This is a genomic window from Mesorhizobium sp. M0571, assembly GCF_040320985.1.
Lineage (GTDB): Bacteria > Pseudomonadota > Alphaproteobacteria > Rhizobiales > Rhizobiaceae > Mesorhizobium.
In genome coordinates this window covers 1-600 of record NZ_JAMYQT010000161.1, presented here as the reverse complement: position 1 = coordinate 600, position 600 = coordinate 1, and the positions used below count along the sequence as shown (strand labels likewise).

Annotated in this window: 1 protein-coding gene; it reads left to right on the top strand. The window is 59.8% G+C overall.

The window, feature by feature from the left end:
- A partial coding sequence (locus tag NKI85_RS37855; protein WP_352781020.1) for an HpcH/HpaI aldolase/citrate lyase family protein occupies positions 1-600 on the top strand: 600 nt, incomplete at both ends.

Sequence of the window (600 nt, the reverse complement as noted above, 5' to 3'; positions counted from 1 at the left end):
CGGCCGTTGAAAGTGAGACGTCTGTACCGCGCTGGAGATCCCTACTCTTCGTTCCCGCTCACGTTCCGCGCTTTGTGGAAGCGGCTCATGAGCGCGGGGCAGATGGCGTCATACTCGACCTCGAGGACTCCGTTCCGCAGGATCAAAAGGATGAGTCACGGCGGCAGCTTTCTGCATCCGTGGCAAAGGTGGGCAGCAAGGGCGGGTCGGTTTTGGTCCGCGTTAATCGTGGTTTGCGCGCCTTGGCGGCAGATCTGGATGCAGCCGTGATGGCGGGTGTTGACGCACTTGTTCTTCCGAAAACGGATTCGGCTGAGTGGGTATCAGAGATCGCGAATGCGGTATCGGAACTTGAGCGAGAAAGAAATCTCCCATTGGGACGCATCCGGTTCCTTGCTCAGATCGAGACTCCGGCAGCATTGCACAGACTCGCGGGCATTGCGTCGGCCCATCCAAGACTGATCGCAATGGCGCTCGGTCCTGAAGACTTCAGTTCCGCTGTTGGCGGCGCCCCTGAATTTGACCTGCTCCTGGCGCCAAACCTTGCCGTGCTGTTTGCTGCCCGTGCGGCCGGCTTGCTCCCGCTGGGCTTCATAGGAA